The 26,391-nt window shown below is 68.0% G+C and carries 23 protein-coding genes and 1 pseudogene; 16 read left to right on the forward strand and 8 right to left on the reverse strand.

All coding sequences use genetic code 11. The annotated features are described in order from the left end of the window. From AC1RL8_RS17005 to AC1RL8_RS17015, 3 genes and pseudogenes are all read right to left on the reverse strand, one after another. Positions 1-149: pseudogene (locus AC1RL8_RS17005) on the reverse strand (phosphonoacetaldehyde dehydrogenase); the annotation flags it as partial. A gap of 17 nt (positions 150-166) precedes the next feature. After that, the gene (phnA, locus tag AC1RL8_RS17010; RefSeq protein WP_492686117.1) at positions 167-1,393 is read right to left on the reverse strand and encodes a phosphonoacetate hydrolase; all 1,227 of its coding nucleotides are present in this window, start codon (positions 1,391-1,393) and stop codon (positions 167-169) included. 1 nt (position 1,394) lies between these two features. Beyond that, the gene (locus tag AC1RL8_RS17015; RefSeq protein ID WP_070061830.1) at positions 1,395-2,141 is read right to left on the reverse strand and encodes a phosphonate utilization associated transcriptional regulator; all 747 of its coding nucleotides are present in this window, start codon (positions 2,139-2,141) and stop codon (positions 1,395-1,397) included. Between the two features lie 160 nt (positions 2,142-2,301). On the opposite strand from AC1RL8_RS17015, the gene AC1RL8_RS17020 reads away from it, so the two are divergent. From AC1RL8_RS17020 to AC1RL8_RS17040, 5 genes are all read left to right on the forward strand, one after another. Next, positions 2,302-3,339, forward strand: a complete 1,038-nt coding sequence (locus AC1RL8_RS17020; protein ID WP_139701869.1) for a putative 2-aminoethylphosphonate ABC transporter substrate-binding protein — start codon at positions 2,302-2,304, stop codon at positions 3,337-3,339. 77 nt (positions 3,340-3,416) lie between these two features. Beyond that, complete coding sequence (locus tag AC1RL8_RS17025; RefSeq protein WP_095744307.1) at positions 3,417-4,559, forward strand: putative 2-aminoethylphosphonate ABC transporter ATP-binding protein; 1,143 nt, start codon at positions 3,417-3,419, stop codon at positions 4,557-4,559. Continuing rightward, positions 4,556-6,280, forward strand: coding sequence for a putative 2-aminoethylphosphonate ABC transporter permease subunit (locus AC1RL8_RS17030; RefSeq protein WP_492686116.1), 1,725 nt, complete (start codon positions 4,556-4,558; stop codon positions 6,278-6,280). Before AC1RL8_RS17025 ends, AC1RL8_RS17030 begins: the two co-directional genes overlap by 4 nt. Positions 6,281-6,331: 51 nt before the next feature. After that, entirely contained in the window at positions 6,332-7,462 is a 1,131-nt protein-coding gene (locus AC1RL8_RS17035; RefSeq protein ID WP_070061826.1) for a 2-aminoethylphosphonate--pyruvate transaminase, read from the forward strand. A gap of 77 nt (positions 7,463-7,539) precedes the next feature. Next, a complete protein-coding gene (locus AC1RL8_RS17040) occupies positions 7,540-8,982 on the forward strand; it encodes an MFS transporter (protein ID WP_492686115.1) in 1,443 nt (480 codons plus the stop codon). A gap of 6 nt (positions 8,983-8,988) precedes the next feature. On the opposite strand, the gene AC1RL8_RS17045 is transcribed toward AC1RL8_RS17040, so the two are convergent. Then, positions 8,989-10,281 (reverse strand): SUMF1/EgtB/PvdO family nonheme iron enzyme, encoded by a 1,293-nt coding sequence (locus AC1RL8_RS17045; protein WP_487850172.1) that lies wholly within the window; start codon positions 10,279-10,281, stop codon positions 8,989-8,991. Between the two features lie 167 nt (positions 10,282-10,448). Here AC1RL8_RS17045 and AC1RL8_RS17050 point away from each other — a divergent pair, with 167 nt between their 5' ends. From AC1RL8_RS17050 to AC1RL8_RS17060, 3 genes are all read left to right on the forward strand, one after another. Next, a complete protein-coding gene (locus tag AC1RL8_RS17050; RefSeq protein ID WP_070061823.1) occupies positions 10,449-10,988 on the forward strand; it encodes a TRAP transporter small permease subunit in 540 nt (179 codons plus the stop codon). 64 nt (positions 10,989-11,052) lie between these two features. Then, entirely contained in the window at positions 11,053-12,591 is a 1,539-nt protein-coding gene (locus tag AC1RL8_RS17055; protein ID WP_070061822.1) for a TRAP transporter large permease, read from the forward strand. Further along, positions 12,588-13,109, forward strand: coding sequence for a hypothetical protein (locus AC1RL8_RS17060; protein WP_369631961.1), 522 nt, complete (start codon positions 12,588-12,590; stop codon positions 13,107-13,109). The genes AC1RL8_RS17055 and AC1RL8_RS17060 overlap by 4 nt, the downstream gene beginning before the upstream one ends. Positions 13,110-13,182: 73 nt before the next feature. Here the strand turns inward: AC1RL8_RS17060 and AC1RL8_RS17065 are convergent, their stop codons facing one another. The 4 genes from AC1RL8_RS17065 to xseB all read right to left on the reverse strand — a co-directional run bounded on the left by AC1RL8_RS17065 (position 13,183) and on the right by xseB (position 17,452). Further along, a complete protein-coding gene (locus tag AC1RL8_RS17065; protein WP_354347505.1) occupies positions 13,183-14,262 on the reverse strand; it encodes a TRAP transporter substrate-binding protein in 1,080 nt (359 codons plus the stop codon). A gap of 130 nt (positions 14,263-14,392) precedes the next feature. Then, entirely contained in the window at positions 14,393-16,237 is a 1,845-nt protein-coding gene (gene dxs / locus AC1RL8_RS17070) for a 1-deoxy-D-xylulose-5-phosphate synthase (RefSeq protein ID WP_159277877.1), read from the reverse strand. A 22-nt stretch (positions 16,238-16,259) separates the two neighbouring features. After that, complete coding sequence (locus AC1RL8_RS17075) at positions 16,260-17,174, reverse strand: polyprenyl synthetase family protein (RefSeq protein ID WP_492686113.1); 915 nt, start codon at positions 17,172-17,174, stop codon at positions 16,260-16,262. Positions 17,175-17,185: 11 nt separating this feature from the next. Further along, positions 17,186-17,452, reverse strand: coding sequence for an exodeoxyribonuclease VII small subunit (gene xseB / locus AC1RL8_RS17080; protein ID WP_062468817.1), 267 nt, complete (start codon positions 17,450-17,452; stop codon positions 17,186-17,188). 271 nt (positions 17,453-17,723) lie between these two features. Between xseB and AC1RL8_RS17085 the strand changes: the two genes are divergently transcribed. The 8 genes from AC1RL8_RS17085 to AC1RL8_RS17120 all read left to right on the forward strand — a co-directional run bounded on the left by AC1RL8_RS17085 (position 17,724) and on the right by AC1RL8_RS17120 (position 26,375). Next, the gene (locus tag AC1RL8_RS17085) at positions 17,724-18,869 is read left to right on the forward strand and encodes an aromatic ring-hydroxylating oxygenase subunit alpha (RefSeq protein WP_070061819.1); all 1,146 of its coding nucleotides are present in this window, start codon (positions 17,724-17,726) and stop codon (positions 18,867-18,869) included. Positions 18,870-18,927: 58 nt separating this feature from the next. Beyond that, positions 18,928-19,860 carry a DMT family transporter gene (locus tag AC1RL8_RS17090; RefSeq protein WP_062468822.1) on the forward strand — a complete coding sequence of 311 codons (933 nt, stop codon included), beginning with the start codon at positions 18,928-18,930 and terminating at the stop codon, positions 19,858-19,860. Between the two features lie 53 nt (positions 19,861-19,913). After that, positions 19,914-20,822 (forward strand): sulfurtransferase, encoded by a 909-nt coding sequence (locus tag AC1RL8_RS17095; protein ID WP_062468825.1) that lies wholly within the window; start codon positions 19,914-19,916, stop codon positions 20,820-20,822. Beyond that, on the forward strand, positions 20,819-21,409 hold the full coding sequence (locus AC1RL8_RS17100) for a DUF2796 domain-containing protein (protein WP_260684992.1): 591 nt from the start codon (positions 20,819-20,821) through the stop codon (positions 21,407-21,409). The genes AC1RL8_RS17095 and AC1RL8_RS17100 overlap by 4 nt, the downstream gene beginning before the upstream one ends. 4 nt (positions 21,410-21,413) lie before the next feature. Continuing rightward, positions 21,414-22,160 carry an ABC transporter ATP-binding protein gene (locus AC1RL8_RS17105; RefSeq protein ID WP_144004452.1) on the forward strand — a complete coding sequence of 249 codons (747 nt, stop codon included), beginning with the start codon at positions 21,414-21,416 and terminating at the stop codon, positions 22,158-22,160. After that, a complete protein-coding gene (locus AC1RL8_RS17110; RefSeq protein WP_492686111.1) occupies positions 22,157-23,419 on the forward strand; it encodes an ABC transporter permease in 1,263 nt (420 codons plus the stop codon). Before AC1RL8_RS17105 ends, AC1RL8_RS17110 begins: the two co-directional genes overlap by 4 nt. 2 nt (positions 23,420-23,421) lie before the next feature. Further along, complete coding sequence (locus AC1RL8_RS17115) at positions 23,422-24,048, forward strand: DUF3299 domain-containing protein (protein ID WP_070061814.1); 627 nt, start codon at positions 23,422-23,424, stop codon at positions 24,046-24,048. Between the two features lie 230 nt (positions 24,049-24,278). Next, positions 24,279-26,375 (forward strand): DUF3300 domain-containing protein, encoded by a 2,097-nt coding sequence (locus AC1RL8_RS17120; RefSeq protein WP_493196576.1) that lies wholly within the window; start codon positions 24,279-24,281, stop codon positions 26,373-26,375. The last annotated feature ends 16 nt before the right edge of the window (positions 26,376-26,391 follow it).

The following is a 26,391-nucleotide window of genomic DNA, read 5'->3' on the forward strand; positions in this document are numbered from 1 at the left end:
TCGTCCAGCGTGGCCTTGGGCACGGTGGCGATCACCTCGCCGGTGTACGGGTAGGTGACCTCGATGGTGCGGTCGCGGTGGACTTTCTCGCCGGCGATGCGCAGCGCTTCGCGGTGGACGGTGCCTGGCTTCAGGATGGCTTGGCTCATGGGTGCTCCGTGCGGTGTCAGCGTGCGTGGTTCAGGGCGAGGTCGAGCGCATCGAAGTTGCGCAGCCGGCGGCCGGGGGCAATGCCTTCGACCGGGCGGTTGCAGATCAAGGGCACCTTCTGCTCCGAGACACCGCCGTGCGAGCGCAGCGGCACTTCGAGCGCCGACAGGTCATGGCGGCTGGCGGCGGTGCCGATGACGGTGCTCTGCTCGCTCACCACCACGATGTCGCCGATGCGGTCTGGCGGCAGCTCGAAGCGCTTGGCGGCTTCGGTGCGCGAGAGCACGAGTTCCATGCCCGGGATGCCCTTGATGCGTTCGATCCAGCCCGGCACGCTGGCTTCATCGGGCGCGTACACGGTGGCGAAGGAACCGAGCGCGCCGTGGTGCACGACGTAAGGGTCGGTGATCGGTAGGATCACGCGGGCCTTTTCGGCGCCGTACCAGCCGTCGAGCACGTCCTGCAGGTAGATGACGTTCGGCGAACCGTCGGCACCGTGCTTGTCGTTCATGCCGTGGTCGGCCGTGAGCACGATGGTGGCGCCCAGTGCATCGAGTTGCGCGAGGTAGCCGTCCATCATTTGGTAGAAGGCATTCGCCGCGGGGCTGCCCGGCGCGGCCTTGTGCTGCACGTAGTCGGTGGTCGACAGGTACATCAGGTCGGGACGCTGCGATTCCATCAGCTTCACGCCGGCGGCGAACACGAACTCCGAGAGTTCGGCGCTGTAGACCGAAGGCACCGGCATGCCGACCATGTCGAGCACGTTGTCGATGCCGTTCTCTTCCATCGTCACCTGGTCCGACTTCTCCGATGAGAAGCAGATGCCTTTCATCTTGTGGCCCAGCAGCTTGCGCAGCTTGTCCTTGGCCGTGACCACCGCAAGCTTGGCGCCCGCGTCGGCGAAGGCCGCGAGCACAGTGCCGGCGCGCAGGTACTTGGGGTCGTTCATCATCACTTCCTGGCCCAGCTCGCGGTCGAAGAAGTAGTTGCCGCAGATGCCATGCACCGCCGGCGGCGCGCCGGTCACGATCGACAGGTTGTTGGGGTTGGTGAACGAGGGCACGACGCAATTGGCGAGCAGGTCGGCACCATCCTTGCGCATGCGGGCGATGTAGGGCGCCACGCCGGCTTCGATGGCCGCGTCGAGGTACGCCGGCTCGCAGCCGTCCACGCACACGACCACGATCGGACGCGCCATCCAGCGATAGCTCCTGGCATTGACTTCAAGTGTCTCCGGTGTCATTTCAGACTTCCTTTTGGGGTGGGTGGTTCGGGGTAGCGGTGGTGTTGCTGGAAGTGGCCGCATCGGCGTCGATGCGGCCGAAGGCTTTGTGCATGCGTGCGCGGCTGCCGGCCACGTGTTCGCGCAATGCGCGCCCTGCCGTGTCGGGGTTGCCGCTGGCAATGGCGTCGACGATGTGGCTGTGCTCGTCGGCCGAGACCCGCAGGCCGCCGCCGCTGTCGAGCGCGCGCATTCTGAAAAGGTGCAGCTCCTTGACGAGCCGCTTGTAGGTCTCGGTGAGCTTCTTGCTGCCGGCGGTGTCGAGCAGGATCTCGTGGAACTGCAGGTTGAGCTGCGCGTACTGCTCCACGTCCTGCGCCTGGGCCGCCGAGCGCATGGCGTCGACCATGGCGCGCAGGCGCTCCACGGCGTCGGGCTGGATGGCCAGGGCCACGCGCCGGCCGATGATTTCTTCCAGCGCCTCGCGCAGCTCGTAGATCTCGTCGGCCTCCTCGAACGCGATCTCGCGCACGAAGACGCCGCGGTTCTTCTCGTTGCGCACGAGACCCGCCTCTTCCAGCGCGCGCAACGCCTCGCGGATCGGGCCGCGGCTGGTGTTGAAGCGCTGCGAGAGCTCGCTCTCGTTGATGCGGCTGCCCACGGGGAGCTCGCCCGTCATGATCAAACGCTCGATTTCTTCCTGCATCAGCATCGGCAGCGAGCTGGATTGGAGGAACGCGAGGGCGGCGGAGTGATTGCTGGTGACCATGGGGCGTATTTTCCCGAAGGATCGTCAACTGTCAACAATTTTTTATTGACAGTCATCAATCAGCAACCTACATTGCAAACACCGGATGGCGTTGCCCACCCTCGCGCCGGCGCCAGCCCTCACCCTTCTTCAGTGACAGCCAGCCTTTCAGGAGAAACAGATGACGATGAAACAAAGCACGCGCCGTCTCACGGCCGCCCTGTGTGTTGCGGCCCTCGGCCTCGTGTCCGGCAGTGCGTGGGCGCAAAAGACGCCGCTCCTGGTCTACACGGCGCTCGAGACCGACGCCATGAAGCTCTACAAGGACGCGTTCGAGAAGGCCAACCCCGACATCGAGGTGAAGTGGGTGCGCGACTCCACCGGCATCGTCACCGCCAAGCTGCTGGCCGAAAAGGCCAACCCGCAGGCCGACGTGGTGGCCGGCCTGGCCGCCAGCAGCCTGGCGCTGCTGCAGCAGGAAGGCATGCTGCTTCCTTATGAGCCCAAGGGCTTCAAGGAGCTGAACCCCGCGTACTCCGACGCCGCCCGCCCGCCCGCCTGGGTCGGCATGGACGTGTGGGCCGCCACCATCTGCTTCAACACGGTCGAGGCCAAGAAGCTCGGCCTGCCCAAGCCCGAGAGCTGGAAGGACCTGACCAAGCCCATCTACAAGGGCACGATCTCGATGCCGCACCCCGCCTCCAGCGGCACCGGCTACCTCGACGTGTCGTACTGGCTGCAGAACATGGGCGACGCCGAAGGCTGGAAGTACATGGACGCGCTGCACCAGAACATCGCGCAGTACGTGCACTCGGGCTCCAAGCCCTGCAAGCAGGCGGGCGCGGGCGAGTTCCCCATCGGCATCTCGTTCGAGTTCCGCGCGCACCAGGTGAAGAAGTCGGGCGCGCCGGTCGACCTGATCTTTCCGAAGGAAGGCCTGGGCTGGGACATCGAGGCCACCAGCCTCATGAAGACCAGCACGAAGCTGGCGCAAGGCAAGCGCTTTGCCGACTGGATGGCGAGCAAGGAAGCCAACCAGATCAGCGCGCGCTGGTGGGCCGTGGTCGCCTACCCCGGCGTGGTCTCCAAGCTGGAAGGCATTCCGGACAACTACGAGAAGCTGCTGGCCAAGAACGACCTGAACTGGGCCGCCAAGAACCGCGAACGCATCCTCGCTGAATGGAGCAAGCGCTACGAAGGCAAGGCCGAACCCAAGTAAGCCCGACGGCATCCCCCGGTTTTCAATTCAAGGGTGCCGCCACAGCTGGTGACGCCCTCCAACGACGAGTGCGAAAAATGGACATGACCGACACCCGCTTCATCGCCAGCCAGTTGACTCCCACCTCGGCCCCGCCCGCGGCCCTCGAGATCGTCGGCGTTCGCAAGGACTTCGAGACCTTCAGCGCGCTGCGCGACGTGCACCTGCGCGTGAACCCGGGCGAGATGCTGTGCTTTCTCGGCCCCTCGGGCTGCGGCAAGACCACGCTGCTGCGCATCATCGCGGGCCTGGAGACGCAGACCGCCGGGCAGATCCTGCAGAACGGCAAGGACGTCTCGTGGCTCTCGCCGGACAAGCGCGACTACGGCATCGTGTTCCAGTCGTACGCGCTCTTTCCCAACCTGTCGATCGCCGAGAACGTGGGCTACGGCCTCGTCAACAGCCGTGCGAAGCGGGGCGAGATCAAGGCGCGCGTCGACGAGCTGCTGAAGCTGGTCGGCCTGCCGACCTCGGGCGCCAAGTACCCGAGCCAGCTCTCGGGCGGCCAGCAACAGCGCGTGGCCCTGGCCCGCGCGCTGGCCACGCGGCCCGGCCTGCTGCTGCTGGACGAGCCGCTGTCGGCGCTCGACGCGCTGGAGCGCATCCGCCTGCGCGGCGAGATCCGCCGGCTGCAGAAGCAGGTCGGCATCACGACCATCATGGTCACGCACGACCAGGAAGAAGCGCTCTCGATGGCCGACCGCATCGTGGTGATGAACCACGGCGTGATCGAGCAGGTCGGCACGCCGATGGAAATCTACGAACAGCCGGCCACGCCCTTCGTGGCCGACTTCGTGGGCAAGGTCAACGTGCTGCGCGCGATGGCGCTGGGCAACCAGCGCTTCCAGGTCGGCGACATGGAGCTGCAGTGCGACGCCTGCGACGGCGCCTTCGAGCCCGGCGACGCGGTCAACCTGTACCTGCGGCCCGAAGACCGCGCGGTGGAGCACCTGCGCGAGGACACGCCGAACCGCCTGCAGGCCAAGGTCACGAAGGTCGAGTTCCTGGGCGGCCTGTGCATTGCCGAAGTGACGGCCGACGCGCTGCACGGCCAGACGCTGGGCCTGCACTTCTCGCTGAACCAGCTGCACGACCTGGACATCCGCGAAGGCAACACGATCGACATCGCGCTGCGCGCCAACCGCATCCGCGCCTTTGCCGCGCGCACATCGAAGCCATGAACACGCTGGCACATCCCCGGCTCGCGCCCGCTGCACGCCCCGCCCTGCGCTGGAGCCGCGACGAGACCATCGCGCGCGCCATCCTGTTCGTGGTGATGGCGATGCTGTTCGTGTTCCTCATCGCGCCGCTCTTGACCATCCTGGCCCACGCGGTGCAGGACAAGAACGGCCGCTTCGTCGGCCTGGCCCACTTCATCACCTACTTCCAGACGCCGAGCCTGCTGCGCGCGGCCTGGAACTCGGTGTGGGTGTCGGCCGCGGTGGTGATGATCTCGGTGCCCACGGCCTTCGTGTTCGCCTACGCGCTCACACGCAGCCGCATGCCGGCGCCGCTGAAGGCGGTGTTCCGGCTCATCGCGCTCATTCCACTGCTCGCGCCCTCGCTGCTGTCGGCCATTTCGTTCGTGCAGTGGTTCGGCAACCAGGGCGCACTCAAGTTCCTGCTGGGCGGCGCCTCGATCTACGGCGCGCCCGGCATCATCCTGGCCGAGGTCTACAACACCTTCCCGCACGCGCTGATGATCCTGGTCACCGCGCTGTCGCTGGCCGACGGCCGGCTGTACGAGGCGGCCACGGCCCTGCGCACGCGGCCCCTGCGCCAGTTCATGACGATCACCCTGCCCTCGTGCAAGTACGGCCTGATCAGCGCGGCCACCGTGGTCTTCACTTACGTGGTGAGCGACTTCGGCGCGCCCAAGGTCATCGGCGGCAACTTCAACGTGCTGTCGGTCGACGTGTTCAAGCAGGTGGTCGGCCAGCACAACTTCTCCATCGGCGCGGTGGTGGGCATGCTGCTGCTCATTCCGTCGATCATTTCCTTCGTGATCGACTACGTGGTGCGGCGCAAGCTGAAGGCGCAGCTCACGGCGCGCTCGGTGCCCTACACCCCCAAGCCCCGCAAGGTGGCCGATGCGCTGCTCACGCTGTTCTGCACCGTGGTCTGCAGCCTGCTGCTGGCCACCATCGGCATGGCGATCTACACCTCGGCGATCTCGCTGTGGCCGTACGACCTGTCGTTCACGCTCAAGCACTACCATTTCGTGCTGGTGGAAAGCGACATGGCGGCCGCCTACGGCAACAGCCTGCTGGTGGCCATGGTCACCGCGGTGGCGGGCTCGCTCATCGTGTTCGTGGGCGCCTACCTGATCGAGAAGACGCGCAACCTGGGCCTCATGCGCAAGGGCATGCACCTGATGGCGGTGCTGTCGATGGCGGTGCCGGGCCTGGTGCTCGGCCTGGGCTACGTGATGTTCTTCAACCATCCGGCCAACCCGCTGAACTTCCTGTACCAGACGATGGCGATCCTGGTCATCTCGATGGTGGTGCACTACTACACCTCGAGCCACCTCACGGCGGTGACGGCGCTCAAGCAGATCGACAACGAGTTCGAGGCCGTGTCGGCGTCGCTCAAGGTGCCGTTCTTCAAGACCTTCCTGCGCGTGACGGTGCCGGTGTGCCTGCCGGCCATCCTGGACATCGGGCGCTACTTCTTCGTGGTGTCGATGGCCAGCCTGTCGTGCGCCATCTTCCTGTACACGCCGGAGACCATCCTCGCGTCGGTCGCGATCATGCACCTGGACGACGCCGGCGACATCGGCCCGGCCGCCGCGCTGGCCAGCCTGATCGTCGTCACCTCGACGCTGGTGTGCATCGCCTACGCACTGCTCACCCGCGTGCTGCTCGCACGCACGCAGGCCTGGCGCAACCTCGCCCGTGGCTGAACGAACACCCCACCTCTCGCCCCTCATTCCCTTTCCCTGCCTGGAGACACCATGAGTCAAGCCGCCCACCCCATCCTGCTCACGCCCGGCCCCCTGACCACCTCGGACCGCACCCGCCAAGCGATGCTGCGCGACTGGGGCTCATGGGACGCCGACTTCAACCAGATCACGGCGCGCATCCGCAAGGAGGTGCTCAACATCGTGCACGGCACGGGCACGCACGAATGCGTGCCCCTGCAAGGCAGCGGCACCTTCTCGGTCGAAGCGGCCATCGGCACGATCGTGCCGCGCAACGGCCATGTGCTGGTGCCGAGCAACGGCGCCTACTGCCAGCGCCTGGCCAAGATCTGCAAGGTGCTCGGCCGCAAGCTCACCACCATCGACTACACCGAAGAAAAGCAGGTCTCGCCCGCCGACGTCGACCGTGCGCTCGCAGCCGACCCCAGCATCACCCACGTCGCGGTGGTGCACTGCGAAACCGGCGCCGGCGTGCTCAACCCGCTGCATGAGATCGCGCTGGTGGTCGCCAAGCACGGGCGCGGCCTGATCATCGATGCGATGAGCTCCTTCGGCGCGCTGGAGATCGACGCGCGCAAGACGCCCTTCGACGCCGTGGTCGCTGCCTCGGGCAAGTGCCTCGAAGGCGTGCCGGGCATGGGCTTCGTGGTCATCAAGCGCAGCACGCTCGAAAAGTGCGAAGGCAACTGCCACTCGCTGAGCATGGACCTGTACGACCAATGGGTCTACATGGAGAAGACCACGCAGTGGCGCTTCACGCCGCCCACGCACGTGGTGGCCGCGCTCGACACCGCCATTGCGCAGTACATCGAGGAAGGCGGCCTGCCCGCGCGTGGCGGGCGCTACACGCGCAACTGCAAGGCGCTGGTCGACGGCCTCGCCACGCTGGGCTTCCGGCCCTTTCTCGACCCGGCCATCCAGGCGCCGATCATCGTCACCTTCCATGCGCCGGACGATGCCAACTACGACTTCAAGACCTTCTACCAGGAGGTGAAGAAGCGCGGCTACATCCTCTACCCCGGCAAGCTGACGCAGGTCGAGACCTTCCGCGTGGGCTGCATGGGGCACTTCGGCGACGCGGGCATCCCGGGCGCGGTGGCGGCCATTGCCGACACGCTGAAAGCCATGGGCATCCGGCAGGTGACCGCGGCCGTCGCGGCCTGAAGCACCTGTGAGCAGACCGGCGCATTGCAGCGCCGGTCCTACAACGCGGGGGTGATGCGCTTCGCATAATGCCCCGCATGACGGTTCTGCGCAGCGACATCCCTGCCCGCCTGGACCGCCTGCCGTGGTCGCGCTGGCACTGGCGCGTGGTGATCGCGCTGGGCGTGGCCTGGATCCTCGACGGCCTCGAGGTCACGCTGGTGGGCTCCATCGGCGCGGTGCTGGAGCGGCCCGACACGCTCGGACTCACGGCCGCAGAGATCGGCTGGTCGGGCTCGATCTACATCGCAGGCGCGGTGATCGGCGCGCTGGTGTTCGGGCGGCTCACCGACCGGCTGGGGCGCAAGAAGCTCTTCCTGCTCACGCTGGTGGTCTACACGCTGGGCACGCTGGCCACGGCCTTCTCCCCCAACTTCGCCTTCTTTGCGCTGTGCCGCTTCGTCACCGGGCTGGGCATCGGCGGCGAGTACGCGGCCATCAACTCGGCCATCGACGAACTCATTCCGGCGCGCGTGCGCGGGCGCGTCAACCTCGCGATCAACGGCAGCTTCTGGATCGGTGCGGCGCTCGGCGCGGCGCTGAGCCTGGTGCTGCTCGACGCGCGCGTGATCGGCCCGGTGTGGGGCTGGCGCGCGGGCTTTGCGCTGGGCGCGGTGCTGGCGGTGGCCATCCTGCTGGTGCGGCGCCATGTGCCCGAGAGCCCGCGCTGGCTCATCGCGCACGGACGCGCGGATGAGGCCGAGCGCATCGTCGCGGACATTGAGCGCGAAGTCGAAGTGCAGCACGGCCCGCTGCCCACCGCGCAAGGCCACGTCGTGTACACCGCCGCGCGCCAGAACAGCCCGCCGATGCGCGAGGTGGCGCGCGTGCTGCTGCGGCGCTACCCGGCGCGCAGCGTGGTGGCGACGGCGCTGATGGTGTCGCAGGCCTTTTTCTACAACGCGATCTTCTTCACCTACGCGCTGGTGCTCACGCGCTTCTACGGCGTGGCCGAAGGCCGCGTGGCGCTGTACATCTTTCCGTTCGCGCTGGGCAACGTGCTCGGGCCGCTGCTGCTGGGTCCGCTGTTCGACAGCGTGGGCCGACGCAAGATGATCGCGCTGACCTATGTGCTGGCCGGCGTGGGCCTGGCGCTCACGGGCTGGGCCTTCATGCAGGGCTGGCTCGACGCGCGCAGCCAGGCGCTGTGCTGGTCGGCAGTTTTCTTTCTTGCGTCGGCCGCGGCCAGCTCGGCCTACCTGACGGTGAGCGAGGTGTTCCCGCTGGAGATGCGCGCCATGGCCATCGCGATCTTCTACGCCATCGGCATGGGCGCGGGCGGCTTCGCGGCGCCGGTGCTGTTCGGGATGCTGATCGAGACCGGCAGCCGCGGCGCGGTGATGGTGGGCTACCTGATCGGCGCCGTGCTGGTCATCGTCGCGGGGCTGCTGGCGTTGCGCCATGCGGCCGATGCGGAGCGCAAGCCGCTGGAGGAAGTGGCGCCGCCGCTGTCGTCGGAAGCCGGCGGCGAGCGGCCCTGAAGGCGGCTACAGCGCGCAGGTGCGGAAGCCGAAGAAGCCGTCGTCGCTGTCGGGCAGCGCAAAGCCGCGGCGGCGCGGCGAACGCAGGCGCGCACGGGTCGCGAACGAGGCGCCGCGCAGCACGCGCGCGCGGCCGAAGGCGGCCACCGGATCGAACTCGCCACCGGCGCTCCACGGATCGGCCCGGAAGCCCGGCCAGGGCTGCAGCGTGCCTGCCGTCCACTCGTGCACGTCGGCCCAGCGAAAGCCCCGCCGCGCGGCCGTGTGGGCGGCGATTTCCCATTCGATCTCGGTCGCGATGCGCCGGCCGGCCCAGCGCGCCCAGGCGTCGGCCTCCCACCAGCTCAGGTGCACGGCGCTGTGGTGCCCGGCCGCGCGCACGGTGACGCCGAAGCGCTGCTGCAGCACCGAGCCACCCGTGCCGTTGCGCGACACGCCGATCTGCTCCACATGGCGCGGCCCGCGCCGGCCTTCGGTCTGCGCGGCGAGCCAGCGCCAGCCGTCGCTGTGCCACAGTTCCTCGCGGTCGTAGCCGCCGTCGTCGACGAACTCGATGTACTGGTCCCAGGTGACGGGCTGGGCGTCGATCTCGAACTCGGGCACGTCGACCCGGTGCGCTGCGCCCTCTTGCGCGAACAGGAAGCCGCTGTGCTCGGGCAGGCCGAGCTCCCAGCGCGTGGCCGGCAGCAGCAGCGGCTCGCGCGTGACGGCGGTGGGCGGCTGCTCGATGTTCAGCGGCAGGCCCAGCGTCTGCGCCAGCACCACGAGCTGTTCGCCGCGCAGGTCTTCATGGAAGAGCGCGAGCCGGTAGAAGTACAGGCCGGCATCGGTCTCGGCGGCGTTCTCGAGCAGCTCGAGCGTGCTCTCGAGGGTTTCGAGCAGGTAGGCCTTGGTCTGGCCCAGGCCCGGCAGGTCGGGCGACCAGCAGCGATCGGCCGCGCCCTGGGCAGGGTTCCACCAGTCGTCGGCGTCGGGGTCGATGGCGGCCAGCCGCGTGGGCCGCACGGGGCAGTCGATGCCGAAGGCGCGCTGGGTGTTGCGCCCGATCCACCATTCGGCGAACCAGCCGATGTGGCCCGCCAGCCAGACCGGCGGCACCACGCCCGGCTGCGGCGGCACGCGCATGGCTTCGCCCAGCGCCTGTTCGAACAGGGACAGCAGGTGCAGCGTGTGGTTGCGGGCGTCGATGAGGGCCAGCGAGAGCAGGTCGCGGCCGGCGCGGCGCATGTCGGGGGAGTCGATCGACAGGGGCGGGCTCGCCGCACCAAAGGGCGTCGAAGGCGGCGGGCTCGAAGACATGGGCCATTATGGCGACCGCCCGACAGGCCCTCTGACGACGCGGATTCCGGGTAAACCCGAGTTTGTGTCAAGGCAATACTAAGGTTCACCGAGATACCATTGCGGGCTTTGCGCGCAGCCCCCACCAGGGGCCGGCGCTTCACCTTGGGCTTCGCGGGAGACACCCCTTGTCTGTATTCCTCAAATTCGCGGCCGTCATGGACTGGGTCAGCGAAAAACTCGGCAAATTTGCCGGCTATGCCGTTCTGGCCGCGTCGCTCATCTCGGCCGCCAATGCCTTCGTCCGGTACGGCTTCGACTTCAGCAACAACGCCTTCCTCGAGATTCAGTGGTATCTGTTCGCCGCCACCGTGATGCTCGGTGCGCCGGTGGTGCTGCGCTTCAACGAGCACGTGCGCGTGGACATCATCTACGGCAAGCTCAAGGGCCACGGACCGGTGTATGTCGACCTGTTCGGCCTGACCTTCTTCCTGCTGCCGGTGATGGGCCTGCTGACCTATCTCACCTGGCCGTTCTTCTGGAACACCTGGGTGTCGGGCGAGATGTCGGGCAACATCGGCGGGCTGATCCGCTGGCCCGCCGCGCTGCTGATGCCCGTGGGTTTCTGCACGATGTTCCTGCAAGGTGTCGCCGAGATCATCAAGCGCATCGCCTACCTGCGCGGACTGATCGAGATGAACACGCACTACGAGAAGCCGGTGCAGTGATGGCGTTCGTCGCGCTTCGCCAGACCGCCCCGACACCGCCCGCACCGCAGGACAAGTAGACATCATGCACATGGAAAATTTCGCCCCGATCATGTTCGCGGGGCTCGTGGTGATCATGCTGATCGGGTTTCCGGTCGCGTTTTCGCTCTCGGCCCTCGGCCTGATCTGCGGCTTCTTCGCCATCGAGATGGGCTGGTTCCCGGCCGGCTTCATGGCCAACCTGCCGCTCAACGTGTTCGGCATCCTGTCGAACGAGACGCTGCTGGCCATTCCGTTCTTCACGCTCATGGGAGCGGTGTTAGAAAAATGCGGGCTCGCCGAGGACATGCTCGACTCGATGGGCCAGCTCTTCGGCCCGATCCGCGGCGGCCTGGGCTACTCGGTGATCATCGTGGGCTTCATCCTCGGCGCCATCACCGGCACGGTGGCCGGCCAGGTGATCGCGATGGCGATGATCTCGCTGCCAGTCATGATGCGCTACGGCTACAACATGCGCTACTCGACCGGCGTGCTCGCCGCCTCGGGAACCATCACGCAGCTGGTGCCGCCCTCGCTGGTGCTGATCGTCATGGCCGACCAGCTCGGCACCGACGTCGGCCAGATGTACAAGGGCGCCTGGGGTCCGTCGATCCTGCAGGTGGTGATCTTCGCGATCTACACCTTCCTGGTCTCGCGCATCCGCCCGCACTACGTGCCCGGCCTGCCCGCCACGGCGCGCACGCTGCACGGCTGGGCGCTGTGGGGCAAGTGCCTGCGCGGCATCATTCCCTCGGCCATCCTGATCTTCGCGGTGCTCGGCTCGATGGGCGGCCTGCCCTTCATGGACAAGGCCATCGCCACGCCGACCGAGGCCGGCGCCATGGGCGCGGTGGGAGCGCTGGTGCTGGCGCTCATTCACCGCCGACTGAACTGGGCGCTGATGAAGGACGCGATGGAAGGCACCATGCGCCTCACGGCGATGGTGGTGTTCATCCTGATCGGCTCGCGCGTGTTCTCGCTGGTGTTCCAGGGCGTGGACGGCGCCAAGTGGATCGAGCACATGCTCTCGGGCCTGCCGGGCGGCCAGATCGGCTTCCTGATCGCGGTCAACATCTTCGTGTTCTTCCTGGCGTTCTTCCTCGACTTCTTCGAGATCGCCTTCATCATCCTGCCGCTGCTGGGCCCCGTGGCCCACAAGCTGGGCATCGACATGGTCTGGTTCGGCGTGCTGCTGTGCGTGAACATGCAGACCTCGTTCATGCACCCGCCCTTCGGCTTCGCGCTGTTCTATTTACGGGGCATCGCCGACACCCTGTTCAAGAACGGGGCGCTGCCCAAGAAGGTGGAGTCGCGCGACATCTACCTGGGCGCCGTGCCCTGGGTGGTGATGCAGCTGCTGCTGGTGGCCATCGTGATCTTCTTCCCGCAGACGGTGACCGTGTTCCTCGAGAAGGAAAAGGTCGTCGACATCGAGAAGGTCAACCTCGACATGCCGGTCGACCCGAACGCGCCGCCCGCCACCGACAACGGCGTGAACATGGAAGACCCGTTCGGCAACCAGAAGACGCCCGAGGAAACGCCGGCGCCGGCAGCCCCGGCGGCGGGCGAAGCCTCCAAGCCGTGAGCGACGCCCGCCCCGGCGACGCCCCGAACGACCACCCCGCAACGACAGAAGGCGGCCCGCTCGAAAGCGCCGCCTTCCCGCCGCTGCTGCGCACGCTGGCGGTGGTGCTGGTGGTCGATCTCTTCGCCTTCGCGCTGTGGAGCCTGCCGTCGCTGCGCACCACCAGCTGGTCGGCCACCAGCCTGTTCGTCTTCGGCGTGGCGGGCCTGTGCGTGATCTGGGTCGGCTACTGGATCGTCTACAGCCGCACCCGCCTCGAAGGCGACGTGCTGACGCAGACCTGGCTGTGGAACAAGCGCGTGAGCGCGCAGGACGTGGCGCAGCTCAAGCTGGTGCACATCCGCATGCTCGAGCGCGTGATCGCGCCGCGCCTGCTGGTGCGCCGGCGCTTCGGCGGCATCACCTGGTTCCATGCCTACGATCCGCAGGTGCTGATCGCGTTCGGCGAACAGGTGGCGATGCGCACGCTGCCCTCCGCGCCACCGCCCTCCCCCGAGCCCGACCCCGCGTCCAAATGAAAAAAGCCCCGCCGAAACCGGCGGGGCTTTTTTCTTGTGAGGTGCGAGGCGCCGGGTTGCGGCGCCGCGTGCCTTACAGCTTCTGCTGTTGCATGAAGCGGTCGAAGGTGCCTTCGGTGTAGCGGAACCAGGCGTTCTGGTCGGCCAGGAACTTGGACCAGTCGCTGTAGATCTTCTTCCACTCGGGGTTGCTGTTGTTCAGGTCCGAGTAGATCTGCTGGGCCGACTTGAAGGCGGCGTTCATCACGTCCTGCGAGAACGGACGCAGCTTGGTGCCCGAGCCCACGAGCTGCTTGAGCGCGATCGGGTTCTTGGCGTCGTACTTGGCCGTCATCGTGATGTTGGCGTGCGCGGCAGCCGCTTCGACCACGGCCTTGAAATCGGCCGACAGGCCTTCCCATGCCTTGGTGTTGATGTAGAAGTCGAGCTCGGGGCCGCCTTCCCACCAGCCGGGGTAGTAGTAGAACGGGGCGATCTTGTTGAAGCCCAGCTTCTGGTCGTCGTACGGGCCGACCCATTCGAGACCGTCGAGCGTGCCCTTTTCGAGCGCGGGGTACAGGTCGGCGCCGGGGATCGATTGCGGGATCACGCCGAAGGGCTCGAGCACCTTGCCGGCGAACGGGTTGGTGCGGAACTTCAGGCCCTTCAGGTCGGCGACCGACTTGATTTCCTTGCGGAACCAGCCGCCCATCTGCGCGCCCGTGTTGCCGCCCGGCAGGTTGATGATGTTGTACTTGGCGTAGAAGGCGCGCATCAGCTTCAGGCCGTTGCCTTCGTACATCCAGGCGTTCTGCTGGCGGGTGTTCATGCCGAAGGGCACGGCGCAACCCAGGCAGAAGGTCGGGTCCTTGCCGTAGAAGTAGTAAGGCGCCGTGTGCGCCATTTCGACCGCGCCGCTCTGGATGCCGTCGACCACGCCGAAGGCGGGCATCAGCTCGCCGCCCGCATGCACGGAGATCTGGAACTTGCCGCCCGTCATGTCGCTCACGCTCTTCGAGAACACCTCGGCGGTGCCGAAGATGGTGTCCAGCGACTTGGGAAAGCTCGATGCGAGACGCCAGCGAACGGTGGCTTGCGCGTGAACCGCGGGCGCGATGCCGGCAGCCAGAACGCCCGCGATGCCGGCGTTTTTGATGAGGGAACGACGATCCATTGAATTCACTCCGAGTGCTTTGGAAAAAACAAAACGCGGCTTGTGACCGCGTCAGGGACTTTTGTGAGTCCTTTTGATTGTAAAAACGCGCTTACAGGTGGCCGGCGGGGGTTTACCCTGCGACCTCTTGTCAAACGAAGCGTTTCTTGATCGCGGCGGCGATGCCGTCGGCATCGAGGCCGATCGATGCGAGCAGCTTGGCCGGATCGCCGTGCTCGATGAAGCGGTCGGGCAGGCCCAGCTGCAGCACCGGCTTCTGGACGCCCGCGGCCTGCAGGGCCTCGACCACCGCACTGCCCGCGCCGCCCATGATGGCGCCCTCTTCGAGCGTGACGAGCGCGTCGTGCGTGCCCGCCACCTGCAGCAGCAACTCGACGTCCAGCGGCTTGGCCCAGCGCATGTTGACCACGGTGGCATCGAGCGACTCGGCCGCGGTGAGCGCCGGGTACAGCAAGGTGCCGAACGCGAGGATGGCGATGCGCTGGCCTTCGCGGCGGACTTCGCCCTTGCCGAAGGGCAGCGCGTCGAGCGTGAGGTGCGGCGTGGTGCCGGCGCCCGCGCCGCGCGGGTAGCGCACGGCCACGGGGTGGTTCTGCTCGTAGGCGCTCGTCAGCAGCTGGCGGCACTCGCGCTCGTCGGCCGGGCAGGCGATGCTCATGTTGGGAATGCAGCGCAGGAACGGGATGTCGTACGCGCCTGCATGCGTCGCGCCGTCGGCGCCCACGAGGCCCGCGCGGTCGAGCGCGAACACCACGGGCAGGTTCTGGATCGCCACATCGTGGATCAGCTGGTCGTAGGCGCGCTGCAGGAAGGTCGAGTAGATCGCCACCACGGGCTTCAGGCCCTCGCAGGCCAGGCCGGCCGCGAACGTGACCGCGTGCTGCTCGGCGATGCCGACGTCGTAGTAGCGGTCGGGAAAACGCTTTTCGAACTCCACGAGCCCCGAGCCTTCGCGCATCGCGGGCGTGATGCCCACGAGGCGGCCGTCGTGCGCGGCCGTGTCGCACAGCCACTGGCCGAAAACCTGCGTGAAGGTCTGCTTGGCCGCCGTGGTCGACTTGACCAGCCCCACCTGCGGATCGAACTTGCCCGGGCCGTGGTAGGCCACCGGGTCGGCCTCAGCGAGCTTGTAGCCCTGCCCCTTCTTCGTGACCACGTGCAGGAACTGCGGGCCGTCCAGGTGCTTGAGGTTCTCGAGCGTGGGCACCAGCGAGTCGATGTCGTGGCCGTCGATGGGGCCGACGTAGTTGAAGCCGAACTGCTCGAACAGCGTGGCCGGCACGACCATGCCCTTGGCATGCTGCTCCAGCCGCTTGGCCAGCTCGAACAGCGGCGGCGCATTGCGCAGCACGCTCTTGCCGACGCTCTTGGCGGCGGCGTAGAAGTTGCCGCTCATGAGCTGCGCGAGGTAGCGGTTGAGCGCGCCCACCGGCGGGCTGATCGACATGTCGTTGTCGTTCAGGATGACCAGCAGCTTGCAGTCGCACACGCCCGCGTTGTTGAGCGCCTCGAAGGCCATGCCGGCCGTGAGCGCGCCGTCGCCGATGATGGCCACTGCATGGCGCTTCTCGCCCTTCTGCTTGGCGGCCATGGCCATGCCGAGCGCGGCCGAGATGCTGGTCGACGAGTGGGCGGTGCCGAAGGTGTCGTACTCGCTCTCGGTGCGCTGCGGAAAGCCCGAGATGCCGCCGAGCTGGCGCAGCGTGGGCATGCGCTCGCGCCGGCCCGTGAGGATCTTGTGCGGGTAGGTCTGGTGGCCCACGTCCCACACCAGCCGGTCGTGCGGCGTGTTGAACACATGGTGCAGCGCCACCGTCAGCTCGACCGTGCCGAGGTTGGAGCTCAGGTGGCCGCCGGTGCGCGAGACGTTGTCGAGCACGCAGGCGCGCACCTCGTCGGACAGCTGCTTGAGCTGGGCCCGGTCGTACTGGCGGATCGGCGAAGGGTCGTGGAGAGTGGGAAGCAGCGGAGCCATGGAGGTGGGTTCTTTTTTCTTCTCAGCGGTCGCGGTCGACCACCATATGGGCCAGGGCGCGCAGTGCCGAGGTGTCGGCCAGGCCGCTCTTGTTCAGTGCGGCGATGGCGTCGGCAAGAAGCTGGCTCGCCTGCGCGCGCGCACCGTCCAGGCCGAGCAGCGACACGTAGGTGGGCTTGTCGGCCGCGGCGTCCTTGCCGGCGGTCTTGCCCAGGGTTTGCGAGTCGGCGGTGACGTCGAGGATGTCGTCGACCACCTGGAACGCCAGGCCGATGGCGGCGCCGTAGTCGCGCAGCGCCGCCAGCGCGGCCGGCGACACGGTGCCGCAGGCGGCGCCCATCTCGACGCTGCCCTGCAGCAGCGCGCCGGTCTTCAGGCGGTGCATTTCGCGCAGCTGGGTTTCGTTCAGTGCGATGCCGACGCTGGCCAGGTCGATGGCCTGGCCGCCGGCCATGCCCTGGCTGCCGGCGGCGCGCGCCAGCAGGCGGCACAGCAGGGCCTGCATGGCCGCGGGCACCTCGTCGCCCTCGGGCGCGAGCAGCTCGAAGGCCAGCGCCTGCAGCGCGTCGCCCGCGAGCAATGCGTCGGCTTCGCCGAACTTCACGTGCACGGTGGGCTTGCCGCGGCGCAGCACGTCGTTGTCCATGCACGGCAGGTCGTCGTGCACCAGCGAATAGGCGTGGATGAGTTCGGTGGCGCAGGCCGCTCGCAGCGCGGCGTGGGCGTTGCCGCCGACCGCTTCATTGGCCGCGAGCACCAGCAACGGCCGCAGCCGCTTGCCGCCGTCGAGCACGGCATAGCGCATGGCGTCGCCCAGCAGCACCGGCGCATCGACGCCGACCCAGCGCGACAGCGCCGCTTCGACCGTGGCCAGATGGGGCTCGGCCCAGCCGGCCAGCGTCTTCGCGTCCCAGGGGGTGGTGGCGGTGGAAGTCATCGGGACGGCGCTCATTCGGCCGTCCAGGGCTTGAGGCTGCCTGCGTCGAGCACCTTGATCTGGTCCTCGACCGCCTGCAGCTTGTCGCGGCAGAAGCCGAGCAGTGCGGCGCCGCGCTGGTAGCTGCCCAGCAGCTGGTCCAGCGGCAGCTGGCCCGATTCGAGTTCTGCAACCAGTTGTTCCAGTTCCTGGAGCCCGGCTTCGTAGCTGGCGGGCAACGGCCCGGTGTCGGGCGTGGCCGCCGGGCTGGTCGTGGAAGGAGAAGGCACCTTGGGCATGCAACGAATCGTGGATGAAACGGAACATTTTAGGGCGGGGCGCAACGAACCGCCGGGCAGCCCGCGCACGTGCGCGCAGCCCTTTGCAACACCCTGTATGACGCCCGGGGATGCGAGGCAAAAACCCGGCGGGCGCAAAAATGCCCCCCGGGTACAATCCCCGCTTCCCCCGCCGGTCGCACCGGCACACCTCTTCGGGCCGTCACCCTTGCAGACGGCGCCTTCCGTTTTTTCTTTTTTTCTCCCTGTGGGGAGCTTGGTCAGGTCCTCCATGTCTGATTTAAGTCTTCAACTGCAGCAGGCCGCGAGCCAACTTCCAGTTACCGCGTATTTCGACGAGGCCCTGTACGCCCGCGAAATGCAGAACCTTTTCGCGCGAGGGCCCCGCTACGTCGGGCACCGACTGGCCGTGCCCGAGCCGGGTGACTTCCACACCCTGCCGCAGGAACACCAGGGCCGCGCGCTGGTCCACACGCCCAAGGGCGTGGAGCTCATCTCGAACGTCTGCCGCCACCGCCAGGCCCTGATCCTGCAGGGCCGGGGCCAGCTCGACGCCCAGACCGGCGGCAACATCGTCTGCCCGCTGCACCGCTGGACCTACGCAGCGAAAGACGCCCGCACCACCGGCACGCTGATCGGCGCCCCGCATTTCGACCAGGACCCGTGCCTCAACCTGCACAACTACCCGCTCACCGAATGGAACGGTCTTCTGTTCGAGAAGAACGCCGACGGCAGCGGCCGTGACGTGGCGGCCGACATGGCGGGCCTGGGCCCGCAGGCCGACCTCGACTTCTCGGGCTACGCGCTCGACCGCGTCGAGCTGCACGAGTGCAACTACAACTGGAAGACCTTCATCGAGGTCTACCTCGAGGACTACCACGTCGGCCCGTTCCATCCCGGCCTGGGCAGCTTCGTCACCTGCGACGACCTGCGCTGGGAGTTCAAGCCCGAGTTCTCGGTGCAGACGGTGGGCGTGGCCAACCGCCTGGGCCGCGCGGGCAGCCCGGTCTACCAGAAGTGGCAGGAGCAGCTGCTCAAGTACCGCGACGGCAAGCCGCCGAAGTACGGCGCGATCTGGCTCACCTACTACCCGCACGTGATGATCGAGTGGTACCCGCACGTGCTCACCGTGTCGACGCTGCACCCGGTGAGCCCGACCAGGACGCTCAACATGGTCGAGTTCTTCTACCCCGAGGAAATCGTCGCCTTCGAGCGCGAGTTCGTCGAGGCCCAGCAGGCCGCCTACATGGAAACCTGCGTGGAAGACGACGAGATCGCCGAGCGCATGGATGCCGGGCGCCGCGCGCTCATGCTGCGCGGCGACAACGAGACCGGCCCCTACCAGAGCCCCATGGAAGACGGCATGCAGCAGTTCCACGAGTGGTACCGCAACGCGATGCAACAACCACGCGCCTGAACGCCGCCCCGCCCCGCACCCGCCGGGGCTTTCTTTTTTCTGATCTGGATGTCAATCGATGCAAGCGCTGTGGATGGTGCTCGGGGCCTTTCTGTTCGCCACCATGAGCGTGGTCGTGAAGGTGGCCTCCGAATGGTTCAACAGCGGTGAGATGGTCCTGGGGCGCGGCCTCATCGGCATCGTGTTTCTCTGGCTGCTGGCGCGCAACCGCGGCACCTCGCTCGCCACCAAGTACCCCGGCATGCACGCCTGGCGCAGCACCATCGGCGTGGTGTCGCTGGGCGCATGGTTCTACGCCATCGCCCACATGCCGCTGGCCACGGCCGTCACGCTCAACTACATGAGCAGCGTGTGGGTCGCGGCCTTCCTGGTCGGCGGCGCGCTGCTGGCCTGGGTGCCGGTGCCCGGGCGCGACGGCCGCATCGAGCGCCCGCCGCTGCAGGGCCCGCTGGTGATGACGGTGCTCGCGGGCTTTGCCGGCGTGGTGCTCATGCTCAAGCCCACGGTGGGCGGTGGCGACGGTTTCGCGGGCATGCTGGGCCTGCTGTCGGGCGTCACGGCCGCCTTTGCCTACATGCAGGTGGTGGCGCTGTCGCGCATCGGCGAGCCCGAGCTGCGCACGGTCTTCTATTTCGCGGTCGGCTCGGCCGTGGCCGGCGCCTTCGCCACGGCCGCGACCGGGTTTTCGGGCGGCAGCTCGTGGACGTGGCAGCATGCGCTGTGGCTGCTGCCGATCGGCCTGCTGGCCGCCCTCGGACAGCTGTGCATGACCCGCGCCTACGCCACCGCCAAGACCCAGGCCGGCACACTGGTGGTGGCGAATCTGCAATATTCGGGCATCGTGTTCGCGGCCTTCTACAGCGTGGTGCTGTTCGACGACCGCATCGACGCCGCCGGCTGGGCCGGCATGGCGCTGATCATCGCCAGCGGCATCGCGGCCACCGTGCTGCGCCAGCGGGCCGTGCCGAAGGCGCCGGCCGAGGAACACTGAACGCAGCAGCCACGGCACCCATCGCCGAACCATTTTTCGAAGGAGCTCCCGCCATGTACACCACCCTCATCTCCGTCGAACAACTCAGGCAGCTGCGCGAGGGCGACTCGCCCCTCATGGTGTTCGACTGCAGCTTCGACCTCATGAAGCCCGAGGCCGGCGCACAGCTGTACGCCGCCGCGCACATCCCGGGCGCGCAGTACGCCAACCTGGACACCGACCTCAGCGCCAAGCACGGCCTGCCCGGCGCGCGCGGCGACGTGGTGGTGGCGCAGGACGACGGCGTGCCCGCCTCGGGCGGGCGCCATCCGCTGCCCAGCCGCGAGAAGTTCGCGGCCTGGCTCTCGTCCGTGGGCTTCTCCAACACGATGCAGGCCGTGGTGTACGACCGCAACGGCGCCAACTACTGCGGGCGCCTGTGGTGGATGCTCAAGTGGATGGGCCACGACGCCGTGGCCGTGCTCGACGGCGGCCTGCAGGCCTGGCAGGCCGCGGGCGGCGAAGTGACCGACCGCGAAGAGCCCGCGCGCTTCCAGTCGAATTTCGTACAGGGCGAGCCGATCGCCAGGCTCGTGACCACCGACACCGTGGTGCGCCGGCTCGGCCAGCCTGACCAGAACCTGATCGACGCGCGTGCCGGTGCACGTTACCGCGGCGAGGTGGAACCTCTGGACCCGATCGCGGGTCACATCCCCGGGGCCCTGAACCGGCCCTTCGCCGACAACATCGGTCCCGACGGCAAGTTCAAGCCCGCCGCGCAACTGCGCGCCGAGTTCGAAGCGCTGCTCGCGGGGCGCGACGCGGCGACCGTCGTCCACCAGTGCGGCAGCGGCGTGAGCGCCGTGCCCAACCTGCTCGCGATGCAGATCGCGGGGTTCGGGACGACCGCGCTCTATGCCGGCAGCTGGAGCGAATGGAGCAACACGCCGGGGCTGCCGACCCGGCAAGGCGCAGAACCATGATGCACACCCTGCACACCCGACTTCGACGCACGTCCTCCGGCTTCGCACTGACCGCCGCCGCGCTGTTCGCGGCCGCAGCCCTTCCCGCACAGGCCCAGCAACAGCACGCGCATGTGCACGGCCAGCTCAAGCTCGACGTGGCCATCGACGGGCCCACCATCGTGATCGCCATGGAATCGCCGCTGGACAACATCGTCGGCTTCGAACGCGCGCCCAAGACCGACGCCGAGAAGAAGACCGTCGAAGCCGCCATCGCCCAGCTGCGCGCGGCCGACAAGCTCTTCACCATCGACCCCGCCGCCAACTGCAAGCTCGGCCCCGTCGACCTGCGCTCCGGCGCGCTCGGCCTGGGCAACCCCGACCCCGCCGAATCGAGCGGGCACGCCGACCTCGACGCCTCTTTCTCCTTCAACTGCACCCAGGCCGCCGCCGCGAAGTTCATCGACCTGAACCTGTTCTCGGCCTTCAAGGGCGCACGCCAGATCGACGTGCAGATCGCCACTGCGCAAGGCCAGTTCAAGCGCCAGCTGAAGCGCCCGAGCGGCGCGCAGGCGGCGCAGCCTTCCCGCCTGACGCTGGGCAAGTGACAGCGTGAGCACCCTCCCGCAGGCCGAGACCACGCACTTGCGCGTCGTGCTCGCCGCCGACGCCCTGCGCTTCACCTGGCCCGGCGTGAAGACACCCTGCATCGACATCGAGGCCCTGCGCATCACGGCGGGTGAATCCGTGTTCCTGCACGGCCCGAGCGGCTGCGGCAAGAGCACGCTGCTGTCGCTGCTGGCCGGCGTGCTGGTGGCCGACGAAGGCCGCGTCACGCTGCTGGGCCACGACTGGGCCAAGCTCTCGGGCACGCAGCGCGACCGCGCCCGCGTGGCGCACGTGGGCTACATCTTTCAGCAGTTCAACCTGCTGCCCTACCTGAGCGTGCTCGACAACGTGCTGCTGCCCTGCCGTTTCTCGGCTCGGCGCGAGGCTCAGGCTGCGCGCAACGGCAGCTCGCGCGACGAGGCCGAGCACCTGCTCGACCAGATGGGCCTGGACCGCGCGCTGTGGAAGCGCCAGGCGCTGCAGCTCTCGGTGGGCCAGCAGCAGCGCGTGGCCGCGGCGCGCGCGCTCATCGGCCAGCCCGAGGTCGTCATCGCCGACGAGCCCACCTCCGCGCTCGACGAAGACCGGCGCGAAGCCTTCCTCGACGTGCTGCTCACGGCCTGCGCCGTGAACCACAGCGCGCTCGTGTTCGTGAGCCACGACCAGCGCATCGCGCAGCGCTTTGCGCGGCACGTGCTGCTGCCGGAGATCAACCGTGCGGCATCGAGCGCGATGGCGGTGGACGCATGAAAGCGTTGTTCTCCATTGCCTGGCGCAGCGCCTGGAACCGCCGCTTCACGCTCGCGCTCACCGTGTTCTCGATCGCGCTGTCGACCTTCCTGCTGCTCGGCGTCGAGCGCATCCGCACCGAGCTGCGCGAGAACTTCGCGTCGTCGGTCTCGGGCACCGACCTCATCGTGGGCGCGCGCACCGGCTCCACGCAGCTCTTGCTGTACTCGGTGTTCCGCATCGGCGCGGCCACCAACAACATCTCGTGGAAGAGCGTGCAGGCCTTGCAGGCGCACCCCGGTGTCGACTGGGTGGTGCCGCTGTCGCTCGGCGATTCGCACCGCGGCTTCTCGGTGCTCGCGACCACGCCCGAGTACTTCACGCACTTCCGCTACGGCGACCGCCAGACCTTGAAGCTGCGCGAAGGCCAGCCCTTCGACGCGCTGTTCGATGCCGTGGTCGGCGCCGAGGTGGCCGACAAGCTGGGCTACCACGTGGGCCAGAAGATCACGCTGGCGCACGGCAGCGGCGAGCTCAACGTGGCCGAGCATGCCGACAAGCCTTTCACCGTGGTGGGCGTGCTCGCGCGCACCGGCACGCCGGTCGACCGCACGGTGCACATCGGCCTGGCGGCCATGGAAGCCATCCACCTCGAATGGGTGGGCGGCGCGCCGATGCCGGGCGTGAAGATTCCCGCCGAGCAGGTGCGCAAGTTCGACCTCACGCCCAAGAACGTGACGGCCGCGCTCGTGGGCCTGAAGAACCGCGCCGCCGTGTTCGGCGTGCAGCGCTGGATTTCCACCTACACCGGCGAACCGCTGATGGCCATCCTGCCCGGCGTGGCGCTCGACGAGCTGTGGAGCGTGATCGGCATCGGCGAGAACGCGCTGCTGCTGATGTCGGCCCTGGTCGCGCTCGTGAGCCTCGCGGGGCTGGTGTCGGTGGTGATGGCGGGCCTGAACGAACGCCGCCGCGAGCTCGCCGTGCTGCGCGCCGTGGGCGCGGGCCTGCGCCACGTGCTGGCGCTGCTGGCGCTCGAAGGCGCACTGGTCACCGTGCTAGGCGTGCTGCTGGGCGTGACGATGGCGGTGCTCGGCATCGCCCTGCTCTCGCCATGGCTGCAGGCGCAGTTCGGGCTGACGCTGAGCCTGTCCGAACCTACACTGAACGAATGGCTGCTGACGGCGAGCCTGCTGGTCGCCGGCTGGCTCGCGAGCCTGCTGCCCGGCATCCGGGCCTACCGCCTGTCGCTGGCCGACGGCCTTTCTCCGAGAATCTGACCATGACGAAGACCTCCACACCCCGCGTGCTCACCGCCCTGTCCATGCTGCTGGCCGGCGCCGGCCTCGCAGCCGCCGCCTGGGCCGCCGAGCCCGCACCGAAGGACACCACCGCGACCAACCCGCTGGGCGGCAAGCCGGCCGCCACCGCGCCCCAGGCCGCGGCGGGCCAGCCGCGCCAGATCAGCTGGGAAGAGCTGGTGCCCAAGGACTGGGACCCGGCCAAGGCCTTCAAGGGCATCGACCTGAGCACGCTCGACGACGGCGACCCGCGCGCCAACGAGCTGCTGATGAAGATGCAGGAGGTGTCGAACAACGCGCCCACCAACCCCGCGCTCAACGGCGTGGAGGTGAAGATCCCCGGCTTCATCGTGCCGCTCGAAGAGGCCAAGGGCGAGGTCACCGAGTTCCTGCTCGTGCCCTACTTCGGCGCCTGCATCCACACGCCGCCGCCGCCGGCCAACCAGATCCTGCACGTCATTCCGCAAAAGGGCGCCAAGTTCCGCGCCATGGACACCGTGTGGGTCACCGGCAAGCTGCAGACGCTGCGCAACGACTCGATGATGGGCGTGAGCGGCTACCACGTGAAGGCCAGCAGCGTCACCAAGTACTCGGGCGGCGCCAAGTAACGACAAAGAGGTCTTTCCCCGGGTGATCGCCACGTCGCCCGGTGGTCTCGTGGTCCTGCGCCGACAGCACAGGCGGCGCACCGCCGACACAGACCGTTGCATCCGGGGCGCAGGCTGTGTCATCGCCTGCTCTGGCCCGCCGTTGAAGGAGTTCCGGGCACCCTGCCGGCGTCTTCAGGACATGCCAGATGACACCCTCTCCCCACCGCCCCCTCCTTCAGCGGCGCCTCATGGCTTCGCTGTGCGTCGCAGCGTTGTTCGTTGCAGGCTGCGACAAGCCCGCACCGCCGCCTCCCGCCGCTGAAGCACCGGCCACCCAGGCCCCCGCGCCCGTCGCCGCACCGGTGCCGGCCGCCTACACGCCGCCCTCGGCCGAGCAGCTCTACCAGTTGGTCGCGCCGATTGCGCTGTACCCCGACAAGCTCGTCGCACAGATCCTGGCCGGTGCCACCTACCCCGATCAGATCACCGCGGCCCACGGCTGGCTGCAGCAGAACCCCACGCTCAAGGCCGGCCCGCTCGCCGATGCGGCCAACCAGCAGCCGTGGGACCCGAGCGTGAAGTCGCTCACCGCGTTCCGGCCCGTGATGGACCAGATGGCCGGCAACATCGCGTGGACCACCTCGCTGGGCAAGGCCTACTACAACGACCCGGCCGACGTGATGAACGCGATCCAGGTGATGCGCCAGCGCGCAGCGAAGGCCGGCCGCCTCAAGAACAACGACAAGCTGCGCGTGGCGCGCGCCGCAACGCCGCCCAACTACACGCCCGCGCCCGACATGCAGCCGATGTACGCGGGCCCCCTGGTGATCGAGCCGCCCGAGGAACTCATCACCATCGAGCCCGTGCAGCCCGACGTGGTGTACGTGCCGCGCTACGACCCGCAGGTGGTGTACGACACGCCCGTGGCCGTCTACCCCGGCTATGCCTATGCACCGCCGCCGGTGGTGGTCGAGCCCGGCTACAGCCGCGGCCAGGTGGCCGCAGTGGGCGCACTGGCCTTCGGCAGCGGCGTGATCGTCGGCTCGGCACTGGAGCGCCACGGCTGGGGCTGGAACGCCTGGAACATGAACTGGGGCGCACCGCGCTGGCGCGACCGCGCGGCACCGCCGCCCCCGGCCTACCGGCCCGCGGTGGTCTACAACAACAGCACGTATGTGTCGCGCTCGACCACGGTGGTCAACAACGTGCGCAACGTCTACAACAACAACTACGCAGGCGATCGCAACGGCGCGCCGACCGGTGCGGCGGCATGGCAGGCGGCGCAGCAGCAAGAGCAGCTGCAACAACAGGCGCGTGCCCAGCAGCAGCAGCAACAACAAGCGCTGATGCAGCAGCAGGCAGCCCAGAACCAGGTGCGCGAGCAACAGCAGGCGCAACAGGAACAAGCTCGGCGCCAGCAACAGGTGCAGCAGGAACAGGCCTTGCGCCAGCGCCAGGACCAGCAGGAGCAGGCACGGCGTCAGCAGCAGATGCAGCAGGACCAGGCCCTGCGCCAACGCCAGGATCAGCAGGAACAGGCCCGTCGCCAGCAGATGCAGCAACAGCAGGCCACGCAGGCCCCGCAGCGTCAACAACAGGCGCAGCAGGAACAGGCACGGCGTCAGCAGCAAGCGCAACAGGAGCAGGCACTGCGTCAACGCCAGGACCCGCAGGACCAAGCCCGTCGCCAGCAGATGCAGCAGCAACAACAGCAGCAGGCCCAGCAAGAGCAGGCGCGTCGCCAGCAGCAAGCGCAGCAACAGGAACAGGCATTGCGCCAACAACGCCAGGACCAGCAGGAGCAGGGCCGCCGCCAACAGATGCAGCAGCAACAGGCGCAACAGGAACAGCTACGTCGCCAGCAGGAACAGCAGCAGGCCCAGGCCGCCCAGCAACAGCAACGGCAGGCGCAGCAGGAACAGGCCCGGCGCGCGCAACAGATGCAGCAGCAGGCTCAACAGGAACAGGCCCAGCGAGCGCAGCAGATGCAGCAACAGGTTCAACAGGAGCAGGCCCGTCGCCAGCAGCAGTTGCAACAGCAACAACAGGCGCAAGCCCAGGCCGCGCAACAGCAACGCCAGGCCCAGATGGAACAGGCGCGCCAGATGCAGATGCAACAGCAGCAAGCCGCCCAGGCCCAGCAACGCCAGCAACAGGAGCAGATGCAGCGCCAGCAGATGCAGCAACAACAGCAGGCCGCGCAGAACCAGGCCCGCCAGCAGCAGCACCAGCAGGAACAGATGCAACGCCAGCAGGCGCAACAGCAGCAAGCCCAGGCTCAGGCCGCAGCGGCGGCGGCTGCCGCCCATCGCCGCCGTCCGGGCGATCCCAACGCACCGCAGTGAACCCGCGGCCCCTGCC

The sequence above is a fragment of the Variovorax sp. GW822-FHT04E09 genome (genome assembly GCF_058800845.1).

Bases quoted from the DNA above. Each gene is read 5' to 3' on its own strand.
- phnA (WP_492686117.1), bottom strand. From the start codon at position 1,393: ATGACACCGGAGACACTTGAAGTCAATGCCAGGAGCTATCGCTGGATG.
- AC1RL8_RS17015 (WP_070061830.1), bottom strand. From the start codon at position 2,141: ATGGTCACCAGCAATCACTCCGCCGCCCTCGCGTTCCTCCAATCCAGC.
- AC1RL8_RS17020 (WP_139701869.1), top strand. From the start codon at position 2,302: ATGACGATGAAACAAAGCACGCGCCGTCTCACGGCCGCCCTGTGTGTT.
- AC1RL8_RS17025 (WP_095744307.1), top strand. From the start codon at position 3,417: ATGGACATGACCGACACCCGCTTCATCGCCAGCCAGTTGACTCCCACC.
- AC1RL8_RS17030 (WP_492686116.1), top strand. From the start codon at position 4,556: ATGAACACGCTGGCACATCCCCGGCTCGCGCCCGCTGCACGCCCCGCC.
- AC1RL8_RS17035 (WP_070061826.1), top strand. From the start codon at position 6,332: ATGAGTCAAGCCGCCCACCCCATCCTGCTCACGCCCGGCCCCCTGACC.
- AC1RL8_RS17040 (WP_492686115.1), top strand. From the start codon at position 7,540: ATGACGGTTCTGCGCAGCGACATCCCTGCCCGCCTGGACCGCCTGCCG.
- AC1RL8_RS17045 (WP_487850172.1), bottom strand. From the start codon at position 10,281: ATGTCTTCGAGCCCGCCGCCTTCGACGCCCTTTGGTGCGGCGAGCCCG.
- AC1RL8_RS17055 (WP_070061822.1), top strand. From the start codon at position 11,053: ATGCACATGGAAAATTTCGCCCCGATCATGTTCGCGGGGCTCGTGGTG.
- AC1RL8_RS17065 (WP_354347505.1), bottom strand. From the start codon at position 14,262: ATGGATCGTCGTTCCCTCATCAAAAACGCCGGCATCGCGGGCGTTCTG.
- dxs (WP_159277877.1), bottom strand. From the start codon at position 16,237: ATGGCTCCGCTGCTTCCCACTCTCCACGACCCTTCGCCGATCCGCCAG.
- AC1RL8_RS17075 (WP_492686113.1), bottom strand. From the start codon at position 17,174: ATGACTTCCACCGCCACCACCCCCTGGGACGCGAAGACGCTGGCCGGC.
- xseB (WP_062468817.1), bottom strand. From the start codon at position 17,452: ATGCCCAAGGTGCCTTCTCCTTCCACGACCAGCCCGGCGGCCACGCCC.
- AC1RL8_RS17085 (WP_070061819.1), top strand. From the start codon at position 17,724: ATGTCTGATTTAAGTCTTCAACTGCAGCAGGCCGCGAGCCAACTTCCA.
- AC1RL8_RS17090 (WP_062468822.1), top strand. From the start codon at position 18,928: ATGCAAGCGCTGTGGATGGTGCTCGGGGCCTTTCTGTTCGCCACCATG.
- AC1RL8_RS17095 (WP_062468825.1), top strand. From the start codon at position 19,914: ATGTACACCACCCTCATCTCCGTCGAACAACTCAGGCAGCTGCGCGAG.
- AC1RL8_RS17100 (WP_260684992.1), top strand. From the start codon at position 20,819: ATGATGCACACCCTGCACACCCGACTTCGACGCACGTCCTCCGGCTTC.
- AC1RL8_RS17110 (WP_492686111.1), top strand. From the start codon at position 22,157: ATGAAAGCGTTGTTCTCCATTGCCTGGCGCAGCGCCTGGAACCGCCGC.
- AC1RL8_RS17115 (WP_070061814.1), top strand. From the start codon at position 23,422: ATGACGAAGACCTCCACACCCCGCGTGCTCACCGCCCTGTCCATGCTG.
- AC1RL8_RS17120 (WP_493196576.1), top strand. From the start codon at position 24,279: ATGGCTTCGCTGTGCGTCGCAGCGTTGTTCGTTGCAGGCTGCGACAAG.